This is a genomic window from Candidatus Thiodiazotropha sp. CDECU1 (assembly GCF_963455295.1).
Classification (GTDB): Bacteria; Pseudomonadota; Gammaproteobacteria; order Chromatiales; family Chromatiaceae; genus Thiodiazotropha.
Genome location: NZ_OY734020.1, coordinates 2,617,888 through 2,638,154, shown reverse-complemented (window position 1 = coordinate 2,638,154; position 20,267 = coordinate 2,617,888). Strand labels below are relative to the sequence as shown.

The following is a 20,267-nucleotide window of genomic DNA, read 5'->3' as shown; positions in this document are numbered from 1 at the left end:
CACAGGAAATTTCCATGCGCAGTCACTATTGTGGACAGATCAACAGCTCTCATATCGGCCAGGAAGTAGAACTTTGTGGTTGGGTGCACCGAAGACGTGATCACGGTGGGGTCATATTCATCGACCTGCGGGATCGGGAGGGCCTGGTTCAGGTGGTCTACGATCCTGACCTGCCGGATGTCTTCAGCATTGCTGAGCATGTGCGCAATGAATATGTACTACGCATCAAAGGTCGGGTCAGAGCCAGGCCCGAGGGTACGGTAAATCCCGATCTGCCCACCGGTGAGATCGAGATCCTGGGATTGGAGCTGGAGGTGCTGAATCGTGCCGAAACACCGCCATTCCAGCTGGATGAGCATGAAAATGTCTCCGAAGAGATACGCCTGCGCTACCGTTATATCGACCTGCGCCGTCCCGAGATGCTGGAGAAGATCCGTACCCGCGCCAAGGTGACCCAGGTTCTGCGCCGTTTCCTGGATGAGAATGGATTCCTGGATATCGAGACACCGATGCTCACCAAGGCGACACCCGAGGGGGCACGTGACTACCTGGTGCCCAGCCGCACCCATCCAGGATCTTTTTTCGCCTTGCCCCAGTCGCCACAGCTCTTCAAGCAACTGCTGATGATGTCGGGGATGGATCGCTACTATCAGATCGTACGCTGTTTTCGCGACGAGGATCTACGCGCCGACAGGCAGCCCGAGTTTACCCAGCTCGATATCGAGACCTCCTTTCTCGACGAGGATGAGATCATCCAGATCAATGAGGAGATGATTCGTCAGCTATTCAAAGAGATACTGGATGTGGATCTGGCCAATCCCTTTCCCCGCATGAGCTACGACGAGGCGCTGGAGCGCTACGGATCGGATCGCCCCGATCTTCGCGTGCCCCTTGAGCTGGTGGATTTGCGGGACCTGATGAAAGAGGTTGAGTTCAAGGTCTTTTCCGGTCCTGCAAAGGATCCCAAAGGTCGCGTAGCAGCCCTGAAAGTGCCTGGTGGCAGCTCTCTCAGTCGTAAACAGATCGACGAATACACCAAATTCGTCGGGATCTATGGCGCCAAGGGGCTGGCCTATATCAAAGTCAACGAGATCGCCAAAGGAGTCGAAGGCCTGCAGTCGCCGATCCTCAAATTCCTCCCGGTAGAGGTGGCCGAAGCGATATTGCAGCGCACCGAGGCCAAAGACGGCGACCTGATCTTCTTCGGTGCCGACAAGACCCAGGTGGTGAACGAGTCCCTGGGTGCCCTGCGGGTAAAGCTGGGGCATGATCTGGAGCTGTTGCAAGGGGAGTGGCAACCCCTCTGGGTGGTGGATTTCCCCATGTTCGAATGGGATGAACAGCACGACCGCTGGACGCCGCTGCATCATCCGTTCACCTCGCCCAAGCTGGATCAGTTGGAGGTGCTCGAGAACGACCCCGGCGCCTGTAAGTCAAGGGCCTACGACATGGTCATGAACGGGGTCGAACTGGGTGGTGGCTCCATCCGTATCCATCAACAGGAGGTGCAGCAGAAGATTTTCAAGCTGCTGGAAATCGGCGAAGAGGAGGCCGAGGAGAAGTTCGGTTTTCTGTTGACCGCCTTGCAGTTCGGTTGTCCTCCACACGGCGGTCTGGCTTTCGGTTTGGATCGCCTGGTCATGCTGTTGACAGATTCCGCCTCGATCCGGGAAGTGATGGCCTTCCCCAAGACCCAGACTGCGGCCTGTCAACTCACCTCCGCACCCTCGGAGGTCGGCGCCGACCAGTTGCGTGAGCTCTCTATCCGGGTACGTAAGCCGGTCAGTGAAGAGAGCAAATAAACGTCCAGAATCGGTCCTGGTTGTGGTCTATACCGCAGCCGGAGAGATATTGATGCTGCGTCGAACCCACCCCAGGGATTTCTGGCAGTCAGTGACCGGAAGCCTGGAGTGGGGCGAGTCTTCGGTTCAGGCAGCGCGCCGGGAACTCTACGAGGAGACAGGGATACAGGCCGGCGTGGCCTTGCTCGACCTTGCCTGTAATGAGAGCTTCCCCATTCTTCCCGCCTGGCGCTCCCGCTACGGGCCCAGTGTACACGCCAACAGGGAGCACTGGTTCTCGGTGATGTTGCCCTTCCGGCGACAGCCCAGGCTGCATCACGGAGAGCATGCCGAATATCGCTGGGTTCCCTATACCCAGGCCCTGCAATTGGCCACATCCTGGACCAATCGTAAGGCCATTCGATACATATTCAGCTAGTGTCCGTGCGGAAATAGCTAGATTTGCGCTATCCTCCGGCGCACCAATAGCACATCCCTATGCTAACCTGGCTTACGCGGTATTGAATTTCATCAAGGAGGCTCGATATGCCTGAGACGATCCGCTTGGAAACCGATACCCGCGAGACCCTCGTGGACATCACCAGTCAAGTGGAGGCTGTGGTTGTACGCAGCGGTATTCAGCAGGGTCTGGTCAATGTCTACGCCCAGGGGGCGACCGCAGCGATCATGATCCAGGAGAACTGGGATGAGAGTGTGCAGACCGATGTGGTCAATCTGTTGCGTAAGATGATTCCCCAGGGTGTCTGGCTGCACGACGCCCAGGATGGCAATGGCGACAGTCATCTCAAGGCTGGATTGGTGGGACCGTCCGAGACCATTCCCATCATCAGTGGCAAGTTGGGTCTGTCACGCTGGCAGAATATCTTCTTTTGCGAGTTCGATGGGCCCAGAAGAGATCGTAAGGTTGTCTGCACAATAGTGTCAGAATCGTGATTAGCACATCCTTGTGCTAAAAGACTGCATAGCTGTTAAAAAGGATTCCGATTAGTTATATATCCGAGGATACCCGGTTCCATTCTCTGCTAGTTAGTCTTGCTTAATAACATCCATGTGGTAACAATCTTAAGCGATATTGAGGTGCGGGGCAGTGATCTATTAGTCTGCTGGGATGTGATATTTTCACATCCAGATTTCGATGCGGGTCACTAATCCCCGGCGTTAAGCGTATCAGTCCGGTCTTGCGGGACGAACAGGATATCTTCGGTTGAAAAACCTAATGAACTGGAAAGATCGAGAAATCGCTGAATAATCGCTTTATCCACTTCCGGAGTTCTTGCCAATAGCCAAAGATAGTCGTGGTTGTAACCGCTGACGAAGGCGTATTGATAGTCTGCCTTATCCAATTCGAAGATGACGTAGGAACTGTAAAAAGGGCCGAAAAAAGAGACCTTCAAGTGGCCTGTTTCCCTGTCATCGACAAAATACGCCTTGCCTTGCGCCTCTTTCCATTGTTTATCCTTGGCAGCGTATCCTCTGTTGATCACATCGATGCCGCCATCTTCACGCAATGCGTAGTTGGCAGTGACCTTGTCCAGCCCTTTTTCAAAGGGATGGTCGAGACGCGCGATCTCGTACCAGGTGCCAAGGTAAGGATCGATCTCAAAGCCATCGATCGGTTCCACCCCTTGTGGTAGTTGCGTACAACCCGCCAAGGACAGGCTAACGATGATTAGAAAATAGATCCGTTTTAAGATGTCACACCCCTCAACATAAAAGACATTTGAGTTATACAGTGTCCACCCAGAAATGATGAGTACTTGTCTAGCCCCGGCGCCTGACGGTTATCTTTCTCCGACGCCCCAACAGCACATCCCTGTGCTGACGGGGCTTACGCGGCATCCCTGCCGCTACTGCGAAAGACAACCGTCAGGCGCCTACCAACGTACAGATATAATCTGCACGGATACTAAATGGCTTTAAGTGGGGGACTGTTCCGTTACGAGGACTGCTCCTCGAGCGCATCGAGAAAACGCTCCGCATCCAGGGCCGCCTGGCAGCCGGTACCGGCGGAAGTGATCGCCTGTCGGTAGACATGGTCCATGACATCACCGGCGGCATATATGCCCGGGATGGAGGTTTGGGTGGCGTTACCCTCCAAGCCGCCGGCAACATGGAGATAGCCGTTGGTCATATCCAGCTGTCCCTCGAACAGTGAGGTGTTGGGACTGTGTCCGATGGCGATGAAGACCCCCTGCAGATCGATCTCCTTGGTGGCCCCGTCTTTCACATTCTTGATGCGCATCCCGGTGACCCCGCTCTGATCGCCGAGGACTTCATCCAGGACATGGTCCCACTCGATGGTGACATTCCCATCCGCGGCCTTGCTCTTCAGTTTATCGGCCAGTATCTTCTCTGAGCGGAACTGATCGCGACGGTGCACCACCACCACTTCGGAAGCGATGTGCGACAGGTAGAGGGCTTCTTCCACCGCGGTATTGCCGCCGCCGATGACAGCGACCTTCTGGTTTTTATAGAAAAAGCCGTCGCAGGTGGCGCAGGCGGAGACGCCGCGACCGCGGAAGGCCTGCTCCGACTCCATGCCCAGGTACTTGGCGGAGGCCCCGGTGCAGATGATCAGCGCATCGCAGGTATAGACCGCCTGGTCGCCGGTGAGGCGGAAGGGGCGTTCGCCCAGCTCTGCCTTGTTGATGTGATCGAAGATGATCTCGGTGTCGAAGCGTTCCGCGTGCAGGCGCATACGCTCCATCAGGTCCGGCCCCTGTACCCCGGCATTGTCCCCTGGCCAGTTGTCCACTTCGGTGGTGGTCATCAGCTGACCACCCTGTTCCATGCCGGTTACCAGAACGGGATTCAGGTTGGCGCGGGCGGCGTAGACCGCCGCGGTGTAACCGGCGGGGCCGGAACCGAGAATCAGCAGGCGGCAATGCTTGGTTTCGCTCATGTATACTTACTCCAACTCGGGCCTGCCATGGCTGGTTGCCTGGCAGACTGTATGTGTTGACCCGGCCTTGCGAGTCCTTAATCGGTGACCCGCATCCAAGTCTGAAAATAGGATTGCGGGAATACTACGTAATCATCCCTCCGGGGTAAAGAATCGAGAGAAATTGGTAATGAATATCGGCATTCCGAAAGAGATCAAACCCCTTGAGGGGCGGGTTGGATTGGTGCCTGAGGCCTGCGGGGAGCTGGTCAAGGCGGGGCATCGGGTGATGCTGGAGCAGGGTGCCGGCAGTGCCAGCGGTTATGGGGATCAGGTCTACAAGGAGTCCGGTGTGGAGATCCTGGCCGACGCAGAGACCCTCTATCATCACGCCGATTTGGTAGTCAAGGTTAAAGAGCCCTATGACAATGAGCCTGAGATGTTGCGGGAAGGACAGTTGCTGTTCTGCTTTCTCCACTTGGCGGCGGATGAGGGATTGACCCAGCGCCTGCTGAGGTCAGGGGTCACAGGCATCGCCTTTGAGACGGTAGCGGATCGAGGGGGGCTGCCTATCCTGGCGCCGATGAGTGATATCGCGGGGCGCATAGCAGTACAGAATGGCACTACCCTGTTGCATCATCAACACGGGGGTAGGGGAGTGCTGCTGGGCGGTTTGCCGGCGGCGGAACGAGGTCATGTGGTGATATTAGGTGCAGGACAGGCGGGTGGTAATGCCGCCGAACTCGCAGCGTCCATGGGGGCAAGGGTGACGGTTTTCGACCGCTTAAGGGAAAAGATGGGTGCGATGCGGGATATAGGGAACAATGTCACTGCCCTCTACTCCTACCATGATGCAATCAGTGAGGCGGTGGCCAGTGCGGACCTGCTGATCGGCGCAGTGCTGGTTCCCGGTACGAAGGCGCCGAAAGTCATATCACGCCAGCAGATTTCGACTATGAAGGCGGGATCCGTGGTGGTGGATATCTCAGTCGATCAGGGCGGATGTATCGAAACCACCCGTCCGACCACCTATGAGGAGCCAACCTATCAGGTAGATGGGGTGACCCACTTCTGTGTCACCAACATGCCCGGGGCCGTGCCAAGAAGCGCCAGCCAGGCCCTCTCTGCGGCGATGATGCCCTATTTGAAGCGCTTGCTTGAAGGGTGGCAGGATGATCCCTGCCTGAAGGCCGCGGTGAACCTCTCCAAGGGGGAGCTGCTCTACCCGGCCTTGCGTGAACAGTATCTATGAAACTACAATAATAAGTAACCGTAACATTTTAATTTAAAAAGATTATTGATATGCCAGCACAGGCTAAAAGCCAACAAACATCAGACCAGAGTGCATTTCACAACCATGTGAGCCACGCCCTGCGCGAAGGCATTATGTGGAGCCTGTTCTGCCTCAGCGGCTATCTGCTGCTCTCCCTGTTCAGTTATTCTCCGCTGGATCCTGGTTGGTCCTATACCGGACCGGCAGTTTCGGTATTGAATTCCGGGGGTCCCGCGGGGGCCTGGTTTGCTGACGTCTTTCTCTATCTTTTCGGTATTTTCGCCTATCTGTTTCCCGTCATGTTGAGTTGGAGCGCGGTACTGGTGTTCCGCCGGCGTAATCCCGATGACTCGGTGAATCTGAATCTGGTGCTGGTGCGCTGGCTGGGGTTTTTCATCACCCTGGCATCGGGCTGTGCTTTGGCGGCACTTCATACCAGTAATTTGGCGGTGACCTTGCCAACAGGTACGGGGGGTGCCCTGGGTAGTTTCCTGGGCGGCCATTTCGAAGCCTCATTCAGTCGTTCCGGCAGTTCACTATTGATGTTGGCCCTGTTTCTCAGCGGCTTTACCCTGTTTACCGGTGTCTCCTGGTTTACCGTGATGGACTTCCTGGGGGGAATGGTGCTGGGTCTGATGCGTAAGACACAGCTCTTCTTCACCCACCGGCGTGAAAATGTGGCAGCCAAGAGGGCGCGCCAGGAGCGGGTGGATCTGATCAAGAAAGAGCAGAAGAAATCGGGCAAACGAAAACAGCCCCGTATCGAGCCGGTGATCAATGCGCCGAAGGCCAGTGAGCGGGTTGAGAAAGAGCGGCAGGTGCCACTCTTCGAGGCCGATCCCAACAGCGAATTACCGCCCTTGGCACTCCTGGACCCGGCCAAACAGACGGTCCAGTCCTACTCCCCCGAGGCACTGCAGGCCATGTCCCGTCAGGTGGAGTTGAAGTTCGCCGATTTCGATATCGAGGTTCAGGTGGTGGCGGTACACCCTGGGCCCGTGGTGACCCTGTTTGAGCTACAGCTCGCTGCCGGCACCAAGGTGAGCAAGATCAGCAGCCTGTCGAAAGACCTTGCGCGAGCCCTGTCGACCATCGCGGTGCGGGTGGTGGAGGTGATTCCCGGCAAGTCGGTGATCGGTCTCGAGATCCCCAATGAGTACCGGGAAATGGTCTTTCTCAGCGAGGTCCTCCAGTCCGATACCTACGAGTCGGCAAAGTCGGCCCTGACCCTCGCCCTGGGCAAGGATATTGCCGGAAATCCCATGTGTGCCGATCTGGCAAAGATGCCCCATGTCCTGATCGCCGGTACTACCGGCTCGGGTAAGTCGGTGGCGATCAACGCCATGATCCTCAGTCTGCTCTATAAGTCCAAGCCGGATGAGGTGCGGATGATCATGGTCGATCCCAAGATGCTGGAGTTGTCGGTCTATGAAGGCATACCCCACCTGCTGACTCCGGTGGTGACCGATATGCAGGAGGCGGCCAACGCCCTGCGCTGGTGTGTGGGTGAGATGGAGCGGCGTTACAAGCTGATGGCCAGCCTGGGGGTGCGAAACATCGTCGGTTACAACCGCAAGGTCAGGGACGCGATCAAGAAAGGCGAACCCCTCAAGGACCCCCTGTTTCAACCTGAACCGACAGAGATCATCGAGGCCATGGAGCATCCCACCCTGGAACCTCTCCCCTATATTGTGGTCATTATCGACGAGCTTGCCGACATGATGATGATGGCAAGAAAGAAGGTCGAGGAGTTGATCGCCAGGCTGGCGCAGAAGGCGCGCGCCTCCGGGGTCCACCTGATCCTGGCCACTCAACGACCCTCCGTGGATGTCATCACCGGTCTGATCAAGGCGAATATACCCACCCGTATCGCCTTCCAGGTCTCCTCCCGGGTCGACTCCCGCACCATCCTCGATCAGATGGGGGCGGAGCACCTGCTGGGTCATGGTGACATGCTCTACATGGGTACCGGTAGTAATATTCCGCAACGCATGCACGGCGCGTTTGTGGATGACAACGAAGTACACAGGGTGGTGAAGCATCTGAAACAGGCAGGACAACCGGACTACCTGGAAGAGATACTCCAGGAAGCAACCGAGTCGGTGCCCGGTTTTCCGGCGGAGAACGGCGATGTGGAAGATAGCGATCCCCTTTATGACGAAGCGGTTCGCATCGTCACCGAGACACGCCGGGCCTCCATATCCGGCGTGCAGCGGCGACTGAAGATCGGTTACAACCGGGCCGCCCGGATGATCGAAGAGATGGAAAGAACAGGTATTGTCGGGGCCGCGGAAAGCAATGGCAGTCGCACGGTACTGGCACCGCCACCGCCACAAGATTGATTGGGAATATTGTTGTATGCAGACAAGCCTGAGACTTCTTATTACCCTTACTCTGTTGGGCTTCATTCAACCCCTATGGGCACTGAGCGGACCGCAGCAGCTAGAGGCCTTTCTCGAGGATCTCACCACCCTTCAGGCTGACTTCGAGCAGACACTGCAACAGGATGATGAGGCCTCCTACACCAGCAGCGGTGTTTTCTACCTGAAGCGCCCAGGTCAGTTGCGCTGGGAATATACAGCGCCGAGTGAGCAGTTGATTGTGGCAGACGGCGATCGCATCTGGCTTTACGACATCGAGTTGGAGCAGGTTTCCCATCGCAGCCAACAGGCGGCGTTGGTTGGCACGCCGGCTCAATTGCTGAGTGACCAGGCACCCATTAACGAACACTTTCTGGTCAATGATCTGGGCGAAACCGATGGATTGAATTGGGTTGAATTGCTGCCGAAAGGGAAAGAGTCCCAGTTCGCCAGCTTGCGCCTGGCACTCAACGATAACAGACTGCGGCGCATGGAGATGGTGGATAACTTCGGTCAGACCACTCGCTTTGTTTTCAATAATATCCAGCGCAATCCAACCCTGGATGTCACCCTGTTCAAGTTCACCCCGCCACCCATGGTCGATTTGATCGGCGACCTATGAGCGATCAGGATCTCTTTGCCCGGAACGAGGGTGGAGAGAACCGCCCACTTGCCGACCGGATGCGACCGCGCACCCTGGAACAGTTTGTCGGTCAGTCCCATATTGTCTCTGACAGCAAACCGCTGCGCCGAGCCATCGAGGAGGATCGCCTCCATTCCATGATCTTCTGGGGTCCTCCAGGCACGGGTAAGACCACCTTGGCGCGCTTGATTGCCCACCACTCCGGTGCCCAGTTCCTCAGCTTGTCGGCGGTGCTGTCCGGGGTCAAGGAGATCCGTGCCGCGGTGGAGCAGGCGAAGCACTTCCAACAGCAGGCGCAACGACCCACCGTTCTCTTCATCGATGAGGTGCACCGTTTCAACAAATCCCAACAGGATGCCTTTCTGCCCCATGTGGAGGATGGCACGGTGGTCTTCATCGGCGCCACCACCGAGAATCCATCCTTTGAACTCAACAACGCACTGCTCTCCCGCGCGCGCACCTATGTATTGAAAGCGTTGACCCATGAAGAGCTGGAACAGATTATCGATCTGGCCCTGAAAGATACCGACAATGGACTTGGCGCAAGGGAGCTCGGCATCAGCCACAAGGCCCGCACCCTGCTGGCGGAAGCGGCGGATGGGGATGCCAGAAGGGCACTCAACCTGCTGGAGATAGCAGCGGACCTGACCGAGTCGGGAGAGATCGATGAACAGGTAGTGGCGGAAGTGGCCAGCGGCACACTACGCCGTTTCGACAAAGGCGGTGAGGCCTTCTACGATCAGATCTCAGCCTTGCACAAATCGGTCAGAGGCTCCGCGCCGGATGCCGCCCTCTACTGGCTGGCGCGCATGGTCGATGGGGGTTGCGATCCGCTATACATTGCCCGCAGGGTAGTGCGCATGGCATCGGAGGATATCGGTAACGCGGATCCAAGGGCCCTGCAGCTTGCCATCAACGCCTGGGACACCCAGCAACGGCTCGGCAGCCCGGAAGGGGAACTGGCCATCGCACAAGCCGTGGTCTACATGGCGTGCGCACCCAAGAGTAATGCCGTCTACACGGCATGGAAAGATGCCCTCGCCGAAGCAAAGACCTCCGGCTCTCTTGAGGTACCACTGCAGCTACGCAACGCCCCCACCAAACTGATGAAAGAGCTCGACTACGGTAAGGCCTATCGTTATGCCCACGATGAACCCAATGCCTATGCTGCCGGTGAAAACTATATGCCTGAGCAGTTAAAGGGCCGTCAATACTACCATCCGGTTGAACGGGGCATGGAGATAAAGATAGGGGAAAAGCTGGCATTTCTACGCAAGTTGGATAAAGAGACGGGAGACAATTGAACGCTATTTAAAATAACATCGATGTTGCTACTTTTTTATATCTATTACTCATGTGAAGCTGCTCTCTCTAGATAATCCTCCACATCAAGCCAACCCGGGAATAGCGTCCGCTTTTGTAAAAAATTTACCCATCAAAGCGGCTGAATACCAACTGGATATGTGATTCGGCTCACACAATTGTGTGATCATTTTCTGAAATCTTCCCCTAATTGACCATGATCAGTTTCATTGTCCGGCTATTAAACGGTAGTCTTTCACCCGGCCAGGCAAGGCCTTCTATGGAATAATAAAGCAACAAAGAGGTTGAAAAGGAACATGAAGGGAAGCGGAAGGATTTTAGTGTCGGCATCATTCTCCCTGTTGCTGGCAATGCAAGGATGCGGCGGTGGAGGAGGCTCCTCAGACGATCCTACTGATACGAATAACCCCGTCAATGATGATAATGTAAGTGACAACACATCAGATGATTTCACCGGTAACGAATCTGAAGCTGTAGTCAACGACTCCAATGCCAAAGATCTGGCGGTCGGCGCGGCATCAGCCGTTAAACAAGGGGTTGATGAAAATGGCATCGTGCTGCCTGCTCAAACCGCAGCCAAGGCATACAATCCGACACCAATAGTTGTGCCGATGGGTACAAGCGATAGTAGCGAAGATCTCTGTCCCCACGGTGGGACAGGGATTGTCGAGTTCAACGATACAACGGGTCAGGTTACTCTCGGCACCTTCACGGATTGCAGTTATGGTGGGGGTTTGTACCTGTATACATTCACGGGCGTAGTCACTATTACATACGCGGATGGTAGCGATGGAAGCGCTTTCACCAGCGTGCATGATGGTGATCTGACCAGCGTGGATAACATTACCCGTGCGATACACAGAACATTCAGTTGTGAAGCCAATTATCAGAATTGCACCTTCTTTTCCGACTTTCTTGGATTTGATGATCGAAGTTACCGGGTGACCGATATCTCAGTGACAGAGGATGGTAACTCGGCCTACACAGCAGAGGGCCGTGTCTACGATCCCAGTCATGGCTATATAGATGTAACAACCGATATCCCAGTGACTTTTGAATGCCCGGATGGTCATCCTGGCACAGGCCGTCTGAGCTTTACGGGCGCAAACCAGACATCGGGCACTATTGAGTTCGTCAGCTGTACTGAATATGTGGTTACAACGAATAGCGGAACTTCAAATAGTTACAATTGGTGACGGCAGAAATATTTGGATTTGATCTGAGTATTGGATAACCGTGAGAGTCATGTCTGTTATTAGAAAGTCACTGGAGAGAGTCATTCAATTTGTTGTATTCCTGACAGTGTCAGGAGTGTGTTTTGGAACAGAGGATATGGCAGTGGATGTCAATGAAAATACACTCAAGCCTGCTAAACCCTTCAGTGCATTATTAGTGGAGTACAACAAGCATAACGAGAACGTTAAAAAGCGAACGCGGATTACGCTTAGTCAACATGGGATACGTTCTGAGAGTCTGTCACAGAGTAGTAACACGCCGCAGCTGGTTTATATCCAAAATTACAAGTCTGAACAGGAATGGTTAGTCAATTCATCCAGCCACTACTACAGCGAGTTACCGACTGGTAACACAGTTGAGATCAGTGAAGATAAGCAGAATGCTTCTAAAGGCGATCAAAGTGAAGACATTATGACTTGGTCGGGTGTATTGAGATCAATGCCCTGTAGTGGTGCAAAGGCAAAAAAGATCAGTACGAGAAGCGTGAAAAATTCTGAACTGAGTGTATGGAAGTGTACCGATGGTCAAGGACGCAGCTATCTTCAACACTTTAGCTCTCTACTTGGTTTTGTGATACGTCAGGAAACGTCAGATGGCCATATAGGAGAACTCCAGGAGATCAAATTCGTGGATAAGCCGATTGATTATTTCAAGCCGTCAAAAATGTGGCGTGAAGTATCAATGGAGGAGTTTTTGACAGGCGCTCCGCTGTTGCCTGCCTATGTAGAGTGATTCAACTTTCGTTCTCTGATGGCAAAGGGTTCAATATATAGAAACGGATAAAATTATGGAGGGGTAGTCAATATAGTTAAATTCGTCAATGTATGGAGCGCAGAGATTTCGGTCATGCGTAAATAGGGATAGGCAAAGCCAAAAGTGCAACTTGCTAAATTCAATGTCTTCATGGAGTAATTCATATGTCATATAAATCAGGAAGGAAAGAACCAAAACGTTTTCATTTTGGTCAGGGGATGACTGAGTACATAATTATTGTCGCTGTAATTGCGGTCGCTGCGATCGGTGCATTCGGATATTTTGGTCAGATTGTCGAAACACAAATCTCTGGGTTGGGCTCAGAACTTGGTGGTGGCAGCGGTGCGGATGCTCGAGGTGCTGCAACAGAAATGGGCGAGACCGCTAAGGCCGAAGCTGTGGAAGCAAACAGCATGGGTAACTATGATGATAACGATTCTGAGGCAGGATCACTCGGAGGTGGCGGAGGAGGTTAGTGATTGATCTGTAGGAAGGTTATACCTTCATATCATCATCACGCCTTATGAGGCCTGACTTCACAATTTGGTGTTCAGTGAAGTCAGGCCGTTAATGGACAGCAATATGATTCGGATATCAAGCACAAAGCAAAAAGGACAAGCGCTCCCTCTCGGGGTGGCTTTTCTCATGTCATCAATTCTGTTTGTTCTGGTCTTGTTCAATACGGGGCAAACCGCATCAGAGAAATCCAGACTTGCTAATACTGCTGATGCGGCGGTTTACAGTGGCTTGATTTGGCAGGCAAGAGCGCTGAATTTTCAGGCTTATACAAACCGGGCAATGGTTGCAAATCAAGTCTCCATAGGCCAAATGGTGAGTTTTTCATCCTGGGCCAGGTATGCCTCTATCCTTATAAGAAACGTTGACTACATTGCCAACTTTATCTGGGTGATGAAACCCTTTACCAGTATCGCAAACCAGATAATGGGCCAAGTCGACAATGTTGTCGTCAACATTACTGAGGCACTTATTCCTGTCGTTGATGGTGTAAATGGTGTTCTAAGTAATGCCCAGCAAGCGGTCTATCTTGCAAGTTTTGCTGCAACACCTGCGATTGTGCAAGAAGTCGTTGAGAAAAATGATGAGCGATACAATGTGAATTCAGCCTATGCCGTAATCGGTATGGGTGAAAATGCCATGGCCTGGAATAATTTCGCAGAACAATATGATGATCGGGATGCATTGTTACGGAAAGCAGACGTTGTCAATCGTTCGAAAGATGAATTCACGAATGCAAGAAATATCGGTCAACGTCAGCTTTTGCCGGGTTCACCTAGCAAAATAACAATCTTTCCCATGCGTTTCTGGATCAAGAAAGAGGGTCGATCGAACCTGATCGCAGAGGAGGGGAACTCTGGAGATATCGAGTGGGAGTGGAAGGGCAAGGATACGCTCTCTTTACATTCAGAAACATATCGTTGCTCGGTTCGGAGGGGCTGCGGATGGCGCAGTCACGTGGAACTCCCAATGGGATGGGGTTCTAGATATGTCAATGGTGACTTTGAATGTGAAGAGGATGATGAAGGAAGAGAAATATGCCCTGAATACATGAATGAGAATAGATGGGCAGAAGATTTGGCCGATTTGGAGAGTGAAGAGCTTGATGCTGATTACAATGGTATTCGTGCTTACTACGATCTAAGTGATTTAAGCGAAGAAAACAAGGATCCTCGTCTTGTGTTAAGAATAGAGGTAGATCTCCCCGAAGATGAAGTGAGAACGGCATCAAAGATAGAAAATCTAGGTTCTGACTCGGTACCGAATGAAGAGACAGGGAACGGTATTGGTATAGGTGTATTTGGTACAGAGGATCGAATGGCAGGAGAAGGCATAGCTTCAATAGCGAGTGGTGAAGTGTTTTTTCATCCGCCTGACGATTACAACCCATCACGTCGACGTGGCAGATACGAGATAGCTAATCTGTTTAATCCATATTGGGAAGTAAGACTGACAAAAACACCTATCGAGCGTCGCTTTATGGCATGGGCTCTAAGAGACAGCGATCTTTTGACAGAAGGAGCCTCCGGTATTGCTGAAGGCGTTGCGATATTTATAAGCGAGAGGGAAGAGGAGCTGAGTCGTCTTCAGCATCTGCAGGAAGATTTACAAAATCAGCTCGATAGTACAGTAGATGATGTGGAACGAGCTCAGATACAGTCCCAACTCAACGCAGTCAATATTGAAATAGCAGATTTGGAATCTCAAAACTACGATGTGAACAATCTGACTCAAAATCTACAACAAAATTTGTCGCAAGGAGTAAGCAGTGCAGCAAATACACAAGTTGCACAGTATGAGCAGGAGTTGGAGCAATATGCTCAACAGCAGAGTGAAGAATTCACTGACCAGTTTCAGGATGAGATAGTAGGGCAAGTAACGGATTCACTCCAGGAAGCCCTAGAGGGAGCCGTTGAAGATGCGGTAGAAAGTGCTATCTCTTCATTCTTTGGTGGATGAAATAAGCACTGGCAATTCGATATGTATGAGGAAACGTAAGCGTATGGAATTCACATATTGGGGTTCTAGAAAGTATCAGTTGGGTGGTGCAACAGTGGAAACAATCCTTGTTGCTACTGTATTAGTACCTGTCCTGGGAAGTCTGCCATTGTTGGGTAAGATTGCAGATATCAACAACACTACAAACCAAACAAGTCGATACATGGCTTGGGAACAGACAGTAACAGGCACATCAGGTAAACCAGTTTCACAATTACAAGCAGAAGTGAGTAACCGCTTTTTTGCAAGGCCTGATTTGCAAATAAGGACTAACAGGCCTGCATTGTCTGAAGAGGAGCAAACCAATCATTTCTGGACTGGTTATGGTGTTACAGAAGAGGATGAGGTCAACCGCCTGGTATCTTACGGAGATGGATTGACTCTGGACCTGGATAATGAATCGCCAGACAGCCTTGCGGGAACACTCTCCTCGGGTATTGCAACGATTGGTCGCACAATGGCGAGATTTACTGGCGGAGAGTGGCACATCGAGGAGGCAGGTTTGTATACGGCGCGTGTTTCGGTTGATGTCGCCAGTAATCAATATCTAGCGTCAGGAAATGATTGTGATAATCATGAGTCAGAAGAAGTAACAGCGTGTGTATCCAGATCGAATACGATATTTGTTGATGCCTGGGAAGTGGCAGATGCAAATCATGCAGAGGAAAGGACAAGGACCTTTGTACCTGCTGCAGGTTTAGAAGAACTTGGTAGTGCTGCGGTTGAGATTGTAGGTATGGTTCCATTCTTTGCGGATCTGGGAACATTGGAGACAGACGAAAATGGCGGGTTTGGATATATCGACTCTGAAGTTTTACCCTTAGATCGGTATGCGGAAGATTGATATCTCTCGCCTTACATTTCGTAGTTATGAATATAGTAAAGAAGCTATCGGTTCTAACATTTCTAGTCACAATGACTGGTGCTTGTTCTGCTTTCGATATTTCTGGTGTTGAAGATCCTCCAGATTCTACCGTCATATATGTTGGTGACGTTGTACAAAATGGTCTGCCGATCCAAATGAAGCAGTTTGATACGACTGGGTCACCTGGAGAAGTGATTGGTTTCTACAAGCAGCGGTGGTCGGACACAAGAAACTATAAGGAAAATATACCTCAATACATAGAAAAAAAAGTAGGTGATTGGTGGGTGCTTAGTAAGATGGAGGGTAATCACAGCGTCGTTGTGCAGGTCCAGGAAACTACTGGTAATCATTCCACTGGATTTATCTCAGTGTCGGACATAAGTAGTCCGCAAAAAGTAAGTGATGAAGCAGTCAATTTTCCACGCATGAATGATAGTGAGTTACTGTCAAGTACGGAATCTATCGATAACGGAAAGTATGCAACAACGATAATTTTGATCAATAACCACACAATTATAGATAACAGTGAGTACTATAAAACCAGTATGAGTAATAGTGGGTGGGTGTATACAAATAGTAAATTCAATGAAGATGTGTCAACGATGTATTTCTCAAAGAAAAGTCAGCATTGTGAAATTGCGATAGCTCAAGCAGACGATGGTAAGACTGTTATATTCGCTAATGTTGTAGAGTCAAAACAAGGTGAATGATCAGATGTCGAATATGAAATATCAGAAAGGACATGTCGCAGTAGAGTATGTAATCGTTACCTTTATTTTTATCATGTTTCTGTTCACACCGATAACTGATGACAGTCAATCAGTGGTTAGTTTCTTGATGGAATCAATCAGGAATTACGATACAAACAGGTCACTGCTTTACTCGCTCCCGTAAAAATCAACCTAACGATACTAATAGAAAATGGATATACAGAAATCAAGCGTTGGAAGAGACCGTACAACAAAACGGACCTTCTTCAATAAGAATTTGCTTATGCTGTTAGTTTCGCTAGCGATTGGAGGTGGTGGTGTTTACCTTGCAAAAGAGTTCATTGAGAAAAAAATTAACTACTATAAAAGTCAATTGGAAAAAACAGAAGAGATGGTTTCGCTTGTCGTGCCTAAGCGCAATATGACGAGAGGTACTATTGTATCAGTGAAGGACTTCTCAATCAGGAAGATTCCCAAAAAATTCGCTCATACCAATGCTGTCACTCAATCGACGATGAATACGGCTGTTGGACAAAGATTAAGCTTTGATATTACTAAGGGAAAAGCTTTACTTTGGGCGCACCTTGAAGGAGGCTTGATGCCCACCTTTTCTGGCAAGATAGAAGAAGGAAAGCGTGCGTTGTCCTTTGCAGTCGACAAGATAAACTCGATCTCAGGTTTTCTGCAACCGAAAGATAAAATAGATCTCCTGCTTGAATACAATAACCAGATTATACCTGTCATACAAAACCTTCATGTGGTTGCTACCGGGACTAGAACACGCATTGACAAGACTGGGTCACAATCGGGTAATACATACAATATTATCACTGTAGATGTAACGCCCGAGGTTGCCGAGAAAATAATTCTCGCAGGTAGTTTGGGTAAGATTACTGCCATACTAAGATCGCCTCTGGATGACAAGCCAATGAGTAACGCACCTATGACAGTTGCGCGACTGTTTAACAAACCACAACCAAAGGTATTTAAAAAGAAAAAGATCATACGAAAAAAACGCGGAATAGAATATATCATTGGTGGTAGATAGCTAACGCAGACTGCATGAAGTCTGCCTTGAGAGAATATTGCAAGTGACGAAAAAAATAAGAGCTCTGGGTGTGGCACTGATTTGGATGGTGAGCACGGGTATAGTATCAGCGAGTAACATTGATCTATTTGTAGGTGAGGTAAAGATATTAGGTAAAGTAGATGTCGACAGGGTGGCAATTGGTAAGGACGGCGTTGTTAAATTAGAGATAATAAGTACAGGGGAACTTATAGTCATAGGGCAGCAAAAAGGTAGCACATCATTACGTTTATGGAATAAAGACGGCAGTCAATATCAATACAACATAAGAGTTTCTGAGAATGATCCTGAAAAGAGGGTCAGAATGGATGCAATGATCAGGGTCAGCGTCAAGATGGTGGAGTTTAGAAAGAGTGCTCTATCGAAACTCGGGATTGACTGGTCAAGCGATTTCAACGGTCCAACATTTTCAACAGTTGGTGATTTTGTCTCTAATTCACTTTACAAGCCTGCAGCAGCAACCATCGGTGGTGCGACTCTTCCACTAAGGGTAAAACCTTTTTCATCCTATTTCGGTATTGCAACAACGCTCACTTCTAGAATAAATTTGCTTGCGTCAGATGGCGATGCGGTCGTCTTGTCAGAACCGGTGTTAAGTTGTATCAACGGAGGTACTGCAAAATTTATATCAGGTGGTGAGTATCCGATACCAGTCACTAACACCACTGGTGGTACGAGTGTTGAATTTAAACAGTATGGCATCAAGATGGATATCTCGCCTCGAGCAAATAAAAATAATCAGATCTATACCACTATCAAAACGGAAGTAAGTGAAATAGACCAATCAACGACTGTATTGGGTGTTCCTGGTATCTTGAAAAATCAGACTGAGACAATAGTCAATGTAGAGTCGGGTGAAACGATTGTCATATCTGGCTTATTGAAAGCGAAACGTGGGAGAGGCAATAGTAAGATACCAGGCCTAGGCGACCTTCCATTAGTCGGTGGTTTGTTTGGGACAGAAGACGTACAAAACGAAATGTCAGAAATGGTCGTTTTTCTAACCCCAGAAGTCGTTGAGGTAAAAGATACCTTTGATGACCGGGCTAGTAGACTCATGGGGATAAGCAATGAGGCCAACGGTCAAATATCAGATAAATTGCAATACAGTATTTTAGACTAGCTCATGTTTGAGATTTTATATCAACAAGGAAGAAAACGGCGTGTACGCCATTCGATCAAAGGAGATCGGTGTGTCATCGGCAGCGCTCGTCATAATGATCTTGTTTTAAAGCATCGCCATATTGCAAAAAAGCATGCTTCACTCTACGCCCAGAATAATCAGGTTCATATTGAAGATCTGGGCAGTATTACCGGAACATGGGTCAATAGAGAACGTGTTGTCAACTATGGGCCGATCAATGAGCATGATGAGATAACGATTGGTGATGTAACTCTAAAAATAGAATCAAAATTTGCCATGACTCAGCAACAATCTACTGAGAGTGTGGCAACAGTGGCTATTGGTGGAAACAAGGCAGATAGTATTGGGCATGAGGACAACATTAAGGATAATAGGCCTGATCAAGAAAACCAAAAAGCTGTTCTGTACTGGACTGGAATTATACATGAGCAGTTGATCGCTGAGATGGATCTTCGTCGCAAAGATGTGCACAGCATGTCAGACAGTCAACTTAAGGATGAAGCAGAGTCTCTTCTGGATCAAATAATTTTACGCCTAAGTAATGATCTTCCAAAAGAATTGGATATAGGACGGTTACGTTTAAATGTTTTAAATGAAGCGGTTGGGTTAGGGCCCCTTGAGAGTTTTCTGGATGATGATGAGATTACTGAGGTCATGGTCAACAACCATAAGGAAATATTTGTAGAGCGTGGGGGGAGACTGGTCGACAGTGGTGAGAGTTTCAGTGGTGATCAGGCGGTAATGTCCGTAATCGAGAGGATTATCACCCCATTAGGTAGACGGATCGATGAAAGCAGTCCAATGGTGGATGCGCGCCTAAAGGATGGTTCAAGAGTCAACGCTATTATTCCCCCCTTGGCTATCAAAGGGCCCAGCCTGACTATACGTAAATTTGCAAAACGGAAGCTCACATTTGAGGATGTCATCGCTTTTGGATCGATCAATCAGGAGATGGTCGACTTTCTTAGGATATGTGTTGAACAGAGGAAAAATATAATAGTATCTGGCGGTACTGGTTCTGGAAAAACCACTTTGCTCAATGTGCTTTCCAGTTTTATTCCCGATAGCGAAAGAATTGTTACTGTGGAAGATGCAGCGGAATTGAAGCTGGATCAACCAAATCTTGTTTCCTTGGAAGCCAAACCGCCAAATCTCGAGGGTCGGGGTGCAGTGCCCATACGCGAACTGGTTAAGAATACCTTACGTATGCGACCAGATAGGATAGTAGTAGGTGAGTGCAGAGGGGGTGAGGCTCTGGATATGCTTCAGGCAATGAATACGGGACATGACGGTTCTTTGACAACTGCTCATGCGAATAGTCCTCGGGATGCATTATCCAGACTTGAAGTCATGGTATTGATGGCAGGCATGGATCTGCCTGTCTCAGCTATTCGTGAACAGGTGGCTTCAGCGGTCAATATAATTGTTCAGCAGACTCGTTACTCCTGTGGCTCGCGAAAAATCACCAAGATCACCGAGGTGACAGGTATCGAAGGCAGTACCATTCAGTTACAGGATATCTTTGAGTACAAGCAACGGGGTGTGGATGAAAAAGGAAAGGTTGTTGGTGAATTTAAGGCCACTGGCTTTATACCCGCATTTTATGAGGAGTTAAAGCTGATAGGTGTGCCTGTTGATCTATCTATCTTTGGTCAGAACCATAACGATTATTGATT

Annotated in this window: 18 protein-coding genes; 16 read left to right on the top strand and 2 right to left on the bottom strand. The window is 50.2% G+C overall.

The genetic code is table 11. The features are described 5' to 3' along the window. The first annotated feature begins 14 nt into the window (after positions 1–14). The 3 genes from aspS to R2K28_RS11970 all read left to right on the top strand — a co-directional run bounded on the left by aspS (position 15) and on the right by R2K28_RS11970 (position 2,735). Positions 15–1,802, top strand: coding sequence for an aspartate--tRNA ligase (gene aspS, locus R2K28_RS11980; RefSeq protein ID WP_316364590.1), 1,788 nt, complete (start codon positions 15–17; stop codon positions 1,800–1,802). Then, the gene (gene nudB / locus R2K28_RS11975; RefSeq protein ID WP_316364588.1) at positions 1,786–2,220 is read left to right on the top strand and encodes a dihydroneopterin triphosphate diphosphatase; all 435 of its coding nucleotides are present in this window, start codon (positions 1,786–1,788) and stop codon (positions 2,218–2,220) included. Before aspS ends, nudB begins: the two co-directional genes overlap by 17 nt. 107 nt (positions 2,221–2,327) lie before the next feature. Next, positions 2,328–2,735 carry a secondary thiamine-phosphate synthase enzyme YjbQ gene (locus tag R2K28_RS11970; RefSeq protein ID WP_316364585.1) on the top strand — a complete coding sequence of 136 codons (408 nt, stop codon included), beginning with the start codon at positions 2,328–2,330 and terminating at the stop codon, positions 2,733–2,735. 212 nt (positions 2,736–2,947) lie between these two features. Here the strand turns inward: R2K28_RS11970 and R2K28_RS11965 are convergent, their stop codons facing one another. Both R2K28_RS11965 and trxB read right to left on the bottom strand, forming a co-directional pair. Then, a complete protein-coding gene (locus tag R2K28_RS11965; protein WP_316364582.1) occupies positions 2,948–3,454 on the bottom strand; it encodes a lipocalin family protein in 507 nt (168 codons plus the stop codon). A 284-nt stretch (positions 3,455–3,738) separates the two neighbouring features. Next, positions 3,739–4,704 (bottom strand): thioredoxin-disulfide reductase, encoded by a 966-nt coding sequence (gene trxB / locus R2K28_RS11960; protein WP_116445056.1) that lies wholly within the window; start codon positions 4,702–4,704, stop codon positions 3,739–3,741. A 169-nt stretch (positions 4,705–4,873) separates the two neighbouring features. On the opposite strand from trxB, the gene ald reads away from it, so the two are divergent. From ald to R2K28_RS11895, 13 genes are all read left to right on the top strand, one after another. Beyond that, the gene (gene ald, locus R2K28_RS11955; RefSeq protein WP_316364580.1) at positions 4,874–5,935 is read left to right on the top strand and encodes an alanine dehydrogenase; all 1,062 of its coding nucleotides are present in this window, start codon (positions 4,874–4,876) and stop codon (positions 5,933–5,935) included. Between the two features lie 134 nt (positions 5,936–6,069). After that, positions 6,070–8,298, top strand: a complete 2,229-nt coding sequence (locus R2K28_RS11950) for a DNA translocase FtsK (RefSeq protein WP_316369731.1) — start codon at positions 6,070–6,072, stop codon at positions 8,296–8,298. Between the two features lie 16 nt (positions 8,299–8,314). Next, complete coding sequence (gene lolA, locus R2K28_RS11945) at positions 8,315–8,938, top strand: outer membrane lipoprotein chaperone LolA (protein ID WP_316364579.1); 624 nt, start codon at positions 8,315–8,317, stop codon at positions 8,936–8,938. Continuing rightward, positions 8,935–10,263, top strand: a complete 1,329-nt coding sequence (locus R2K28_RS11940) for a replication-associated recombination protein A (RefSeq protein ID WP_316364577.1) — start codon at positions 8,935–8,937, stop codon at positions 10,261–10,263. Before lolA ends, R2K28_RS11940 begins: the two co-directional genes overlap by 4 nt. 339 nt (positions 10,264–10,602) lie before the next feature. Then, positions 10,603–11,478, top strand: a complete 876-nt coding sequence (locus tag R2K28_RS11935) for a hypothetical protein (RefSeq protein WP_316364575.1) — start codon at positions 10,603–10,605, stop codon at positions 11,476–11,478. Between the two features lie 136 nt (positions 11,479–11,614). After that, on the top strand, positions 11,615–12,250 hold the full coding sequence (locus tag R2K28_RS11930) for a hypothetical protein (protein WP_316364573.1): 636 nt from the start codon (positions 11,615–11,617) through the stop codon (positions 12,248–12,250). Positions 12,251–12,435: 185 nt separating this feature from the next. After that, positions 12,436–12,747 carry a pilus assembly protein gene (locus R2K28_RS11925; RefSeq protein ID WP_116476240.1) on the top strand — a complete coding sequence of 104 codons (312 nt, stop codon included), beginning with the start codon at positions 12,436–12,438 and terminating at the stop codon, positions 12,745–12,747. A 169-nt stretch (positions 12,748–12,916) separates the two neighbouring features. Next, a complete protein-coding gene (locus R2K28_RS11920; RefSeq protein ID WP_316364571.1) occupies positions 12,917–14,746 on the top strand; it encodes a hypothetical protein in 1,830 nt (609 codons plus the stop codon). A 43-nt stretch (positions 14,747–14,789) separates the two neighbouring features. Next, positions 14,790–15,629 (top strand): hypothetical protein, encoded by an 840-nt coding sequence (locus tag R2K28_RS11915; RefSeq protein ID WP_316364569.1) that lies wholly within the window; start codon positions 14,790–14,792, stop codon positions 15,627–15,629. 26 nt (positions 15,630–15,655) lie between these two features. Next, a complete protein-coding gene (locus R2K28_RS11910) occupies positions 15,656–16,360 on the top strand; it encodes a hypothetical protein (RefSeq protein WP_316364567.1) in 705 nt (234 codons plus the stop codon). Between the two features lie 211 nt (positions 16,361–16,571). Beyond that, complete coding sequence (gene cpaB / locus R2K28_RS11905; protein WP_316364564.1) at positions 16,572–17,408, top strand: Flp pilus assembly protein CpaB; 837 nt, start codon at positions 16,572–16,574, stop codon at positions 17,406–17,408. A 43-nt stretch (positions 17,409–17,451) separates the two neighbouring features. Further along, positions 17,452–18,570, top strand: a complete 1,119-nt coding sequence (locus R2K28_RS11900) for a type II and III secretion system protein family protein (protein ID WP_316369729.1) — start codon at positions 17,452–17,454, stop codon at positions 18,568–18,570. Between the two features lie 3 nt (positions 18,571–18,573). Then, the gene (locus R2K28_RS11895) at positions 18,574–20,265 is read left to right on the top strand and encodes an ATPase, T2SS/T4P/T4SS family (RefSeq protein ID WP_316364562.1); all 1,692 of its coding nucleotides are present in this window, start codon (positions 18,574–18,576) and stop codon (positions 20,263–20,265) included. The last annotated feature ends 2 nt before the right edge of the window (positions 20,266–20,267 follow it).

Excerpts from the sequence above, each read along its gene's own strand:
- aspS (WP_316364590.1), top strand. The coding sequence starts at position 15 with ATGCGCAGTCACTATTGTGGACAGATCAACAGCTCTCATATCGGCCAG.
- R2K28_RS11970 (WP_316364585.1), top strand. The coding sequence starts at position 2,328 with ATGCCTGAGACGATCCGCTTGGAAACCGATACCCGCGAGACCCTCGTG.
- trxB (WP_116445056.1), bottom strand. The coding sequence starts at position 4,704 with ATGAGCGAAACCAAGCATTGCCGCCTGCTGATTCTCGGTTCCGGCCCC.
- ald (WP_316364580.1), top strand. The coding sequence starts at position 4,874 with ATGAATATCGGCATTCCGAAAGAGATCAAACCCCTTGAGGGGCGGGTT.
- R2K28_RS11950 (WP_316369731.1), top strand. The coding sequence starts at position 6,070 with ATGTGGAGCCTGTTCTGCCTCAGCGGCTATCTGCTGCTCTCCCTGTTC.
- lolA (WP_316364579.1), top strand. The coding sequence starts at position 8,315 with ATGCAGACAAGCCTGAGACTTCTTATTACCCTTACTCTGTTGGGCTTC.
- R2K28_RS11940 (WP_316364577.1), top strand. The coding sequence starts at position 8,935 with ATGAGCGATCAGGATCTCTTTGCCCGGAACGAGGGTGGAGAGAACCGC.
- R2K28_RS11930 (WP_316364573.1), top strand. The coding sequence starts at position 11,615 with ATGGCAGTGGATGTCAATGAAAATACACTCAAGCCTGCTAAACCCTTC.
- R2K28_RS11925 (WP_116476240.1), top strand. The coding sequence starts at position 12,436 with ATGTCATATAAATCAGGAAGGAAAGAACCAAAACGTTTTCATTTTGGT.
- R2K28_RS11920 (WP_316364571.1), top strand. The coding sequence starts at position 12,917 with ATGTCATCAATTCTGTTTGTTCTGGTCTTGTTCAATACGGGGCAAACC.
- R2K28_RS11915 (WP_316364569.1), top strand. The coding sequence starts at position 14,790 with ATGGAATTCACATATTGGGGTTCTAGAAAGTATCAGTTGGGTGGTGCA.
- R2K28_RS11910 (WP_316364567.1), top strand. The coding sequence starts at position 15,656 with ATGAATATAGTAAAGAAGCTATCGGTTCTAACATTTCTAGTCACAATG.
- cpaB (WP_316364564.1), top strand. The coding sequence starts at position 16,572 with ATGGATATACAGAAATCAAGCGTTGGAAGAGACCGTACAACAAAACGG.
- R2K28_RS11895 (WP_316364562.1), top strand. The coding sequence starts at position 18,574 with ATGTTTGAGATTTTATATCAACAAGGAAGAAAACGGCGTGTACGCCAT.